This window comes from Streptomyces sp. NPDC038200 (genome assembly GCF_055600785.1).
The window spans coordinates 541,589-545,323 of record NZ_JBVJYH010000004.1 but is presented as its reverse complement, the minus strand read 5'-3'; the positions used below and the strand labels follow the sequence as shown (position 1 = coordinate 545,323).

At 64.0% G+C, this 3,735-nt stretch carries 3 protein-coding genes and 1 pseudogene; 2 read left to right on the top strand and 2 right to left on the bottom strand.

Features of this window, described 5'->3' with window-relative positions:
* Both ACZ7KF_RS12240 and ACZ7KF_RS12235 read left to right on the top strand, forming a co-directional pair.
* Positions 1 to 100 (top strand): annotated as a pseudogene (locus tag ACZ7KF_RS12240) (IS481 family transposase); the annotation flags it as partial.
* A 1,906-nt stretch (positions 101 to 2,006) separates the two neighbouring features.
* Positions 2,007 to 2,432 (top strand): hypothetical protein, encoded by a 426-nt coding sequence (locus ACZ7KF_RS12235; protein WP_471072198.1) that lies wholly within the window; start codon positions 2,007 to 2,009, stop codon positions 2,430 to 2,432.
* A 596-nt stretch (positions 2,433 to 3,028) separates the two neighbouring features.
* Here the strand turns inward: ACZ7KF_RS12235 and ACZ7KF_RS12230 are convergent.
* Both ACZ7KF_RS12230 and ACZ7KF_RS12225 read right to left on the bottom strand, forming a co-directional pair.
* Positions 3,029 to 3,277 (bottom strand): DUF7660 family protein, encoded by a 249-nt coding sequence (locus tag ACZ7KF_RS12230; RefSeq protein WP_471072195.1) that lies wholly within the window; start codon positions 3,275 to 3,277, stop codon positions 3,029 to 3,031.
* A 213-nt stretch (positions 3,278 to 3,490) separates the two neighbouring features.
* Positions 3,491 to 3,735: tetratricopeptide repeat protein (locus ACZ7KF_RS12225; RefSeq protein ID WP_471072192.1), on the bottom strand; the 245-nt coding region annotated here is incomplete at its 5' end.

Sequence of the window (3,735 nt, the reverse complement as noted above, 5' to 3'; positions counted from 1 at the left end):
AGACTTTCTGCACACCTACAACCACCACCGCTGCCACACCGCACTCGGCGGCCACCCACCGATCAGCCGTGTGAACAACGCTTCGGGTCAATACACCTAGCGCGGCTTCGAGCGCGGGCAGGCCAGCCTTCTCTGCGCGAGATTGAACGGGCGACCGCTGTTCATGGCCACCGCGTGCCAAGATCGACGTGTCAGTTGATCTTGGCTGGCCAGGTCTTGCCCACCTCGGAACAGCTAAGGGCTCTCCTGACCGCCCTCGACGTCACCGAAGCGGCCTCCTCAGGCTGGCGTATCGCGTTGAACCGCATCGTGGCCAGAAGGTCCCCCGAACTGTTCTGGTCTGGGTGGTGCGTGTGTCCAGATGGCGACCCTGCCGTAATGGCATTCCTTGAACGCCGCGATCGAGACGAAAGGATCAAGCGAAAGACCGGCCAACTACGCCAGGACGAGGACTACGACGAGTGGTTGGAGGCGCGTGCTGCCAGGGCCTTCTACCGGCGTCGATGGGACTACTTGGATGAGGACGAGTTGACACACTTTGAGTGGAGCGGAGGACACACCCCGCTCGGTGGGTCTGGATGACATGACGGAAGGCCGACGGCGAGCGATGACAGCCTGCTTACGACCTGTGGCCTCCCTTCATCCCTCGCGCTCTTGGAGAGCCGATAAGCGAGGAAGAGGCCGCCACTGAGGTTCCTTCGGGCGTCGGCCCGGAGGAAGGCCGCACCGCTCCGCGTGTGGTTGGCGCCTCGACGGAGCGGTGCGACATCACCAGCACACATCACTGGATTTTCCGGAGTACCTGTTGAACAAGCACCCCATCGGGCTCCCCTCCGCGGGAAGCCATCCGCCACACCTTACGCCCGTGTGGCGCCGCCGTGGCCGCCACTATCTGCGCATCATTCTCATGAACGCCCTGAAGGGCGCTGCGTACACATTCGGCGGCGCCGCCGTCACCTGGCTGATCTGGTGGGTCCAGACAGGCTGACATCTCACTGCGAGCGCTGGTTGCGCCGAGCGTATCTGCGCAGTTCCCGCACCAATCGGATGCTGATCAGTAGCCGGTCTACTGATCACTGGTCTCGCTCACCAGCGAGGCTGACGAAGCCCACGGCTCCGACCTGGTCGGACGCCGTGGGCTTCCGTCGTTGTCGGTCGACGCCGGGTGACCTCGGACGGCCCGGGACGGCCCGAGGCAGCACCGCTTCGCACGATGTCATCGGAACAGCTCCGGGACGGGGCAAATCTCCAGTGGTTCGCCTGGCTGGTCGGTCCAGCCCCACCAGACATGCTGATCGGGACACCGCCACAGCGTCCGGCAGCCCCGCCGGCCGTCGCCCTCCCGCTTGGAGAGCACGAAGCCACCGGACTGCATGGGCCGGCTGCACTCAGGACATGCAGGGGGCTCGTCGGTCATGGGAAGCACAGTAACGAAGTGACCGCTTCGTCCCGAAGCAACTGGGACGGCCCGCCGACCTTGGACCAGTGCGCATCTGACCTGCTGCGACGGTCCGTGAGTGTCCGTGCTCGTCCGCCGCTGTCTGTCCGCGTTGTCACGCAGTTAGACACTCAGCGCTGCGGCTCACGTTGAGGTGCTCAGATCGGTGTCGTGTAGCGCAGCGAGTTCCTACCGGAGCCGATCGCGCTGGCCGGCGTGGTCTACGGCAGCCACCCGCACGATCTGGCACGCAACTGGGCTCGCACGACCTAGCCTTGCTCGCGACCAGGCGCTTAAATGCGGGCACGGCCTGGTGGGTCGGCCAGATCGTCCTATGTCGGCCCCGTGCCGCGTCGCCGGGTGCCGCTGCCGTCCGCCGTCGTTGTCGTCAGCACTGCCGTCACTGCCGTCGACTCGGGCCACAGTCGGATGGGATGCGCTGGTGTGCGCCTCCGTCCGACGTCGTTGCCAAGTAACAGTCCTCCATCTGGACGCCTGTAATGGCATCCGGCGACTGCGGCTGATTGACTAGATTCTCGTCAAATCGCGACCTGTAGGGGCTAGACCCATGGACGACAAGGTTGTGGCTGCCATCATTGCGGCGTCGGTCTCGTTGCTCGGCGGGTTCCTCACCTACTGGCAGGCTAAAACCAAGATCGAATCAGATGTAGCAGCGCAGTACACGCAACTCCGGCATGACATCGAGAGACAGGAACGTCAGGCCGCTCACGAAGTGCGGCAGCAGCAAGAAAGATTGCGCACTGAGCTTCGCACTGAGTTTATGGCTGAGGAAGCGATCCGCGAGCTACTACGTTCCGCGAGGCCCAAACGGTCTTTCGAAGCCATCAAGCGCCGAGTGGGCGGTTTCAATGACGATGAGCTACGTCAACTATTGGTTCGTGCGGGGGCGGTCCGCTTCTATGCGGTTAGCGACAATAAAGAACTTTGGGGCCTTCGCGACCGTAATGCATCCGACTTGGCACAGGACCAGTGAGGGCACCTGCCACAAGGGCGCGCACAGTGTAGCCCCTGTGGGGTCGGGGGAACCTTAGGGATGAGTCATGAGCCGTTTACTTGGCCTGGGTCTTGCCGGGGATCTCGGCGACCTGCTTTTTCCCTGCTCAGGAGCGGTGGCTTGTGCTCCTAATGGTCGTCGTTGGTCGTCTTTGGCTACTGCCGAGCAGCCTCGGACGGCCCAGAGACGGCCCCGCTTCGGCGCGCTCGACTGACGGCCGGCACCTTCGATGCCCCGTCTGAACCTGAGCCAACGACAGCCAGCCACGACGGTGAGTACGCCGACCACCCAGGCGCGCGTGTGCCTCGTTGCGCCCCACTGGCCTCAGCCACGTTGTCTGAGCCGTCGACCAAGGCAAGCTACGACGACCGGTCTGTGATGACGGCGCGCGCTCGCAGCTTGGGAAGCTTGGGCTCTTGGTAGGCGGCTGCTTGGCTGAACTACGGCGGAGCGAGCGTGGGGCCTGATTGGACGGCGGCCTGGCCCCCGCTATTCCCCGTGGTTTCCCGCACGATCTGGCACGTGTCTGGCACGACCCCTGCCATCCGCTCTGCGCCTTCGCTGTGAGCCACGGACTACTCGTAGGTGGTCGCAGCCTGCAAGGCTCGTGCGAAGAAGCTCCAGTCACCGCTGGCGGGTAGACGGCGGCCGGCGTTGCTGTACCAGCCGTCCGCGTCGTCCACCCAGGCTGCCAGCGCCTCCAAGAAACTCGCGAGGTCTGCGTTTCCCCATGAGTGGCCCTCCTCGGTGTGGCTGCAGCGGAGGGCACGGATGAAGGCAGCGAGGTCTTCTCTGCTGTCGACGTGATCAGGAGAAGCGTTCACGAGCGGCACCCTACTTGGCACGCCCTGGGTAGGGCCGAGCCTGGTGAGCACCGCTTTAGGAGTTCGATCCAGGTCCGCTCCGGCTGCGGCGGCCGCCTGAGGCGACGGCCGGATAAAGTCACTGGTGTGCGCCCCCGTCCGGTGTCGTTGATGTCAGCTATAGATGTCACGGACCTTCTGATCCGTAACTCTGCAGAGATCGGTCGGGGAGGGTCATACCGGTCGTTCGGGGATGTCTGAAGGACGCTGAGAGACAGGGTCGGTCAGTGGACTTGCAGTATTTGGCTGCGGTTCAGCTTCCGCATCTTCAAGGAAAGCCATGAAGTGGTTTAAGGCGTTGAGGGTGTCGGGGTGGTCGGTGCCTAGGACCCGCTCGTAATCGGCTAGGACCCGCTCGCCGAGGTCGAGTGCGTCCTGGACCCGCCCGACATGGCTGTAAGAGACGGCGAGGGTGAGGC

What these genes read in the sequence shown, in the direction of transcription:
- ACZ7KF_RS12235 (WP_471072198.1), top strand. Translation starts at nt 2,007, where the DNA reads ATGGACGACAAGGTTGTGGCTGCCATCATTGCGGCGTCGGTCTCGTTG.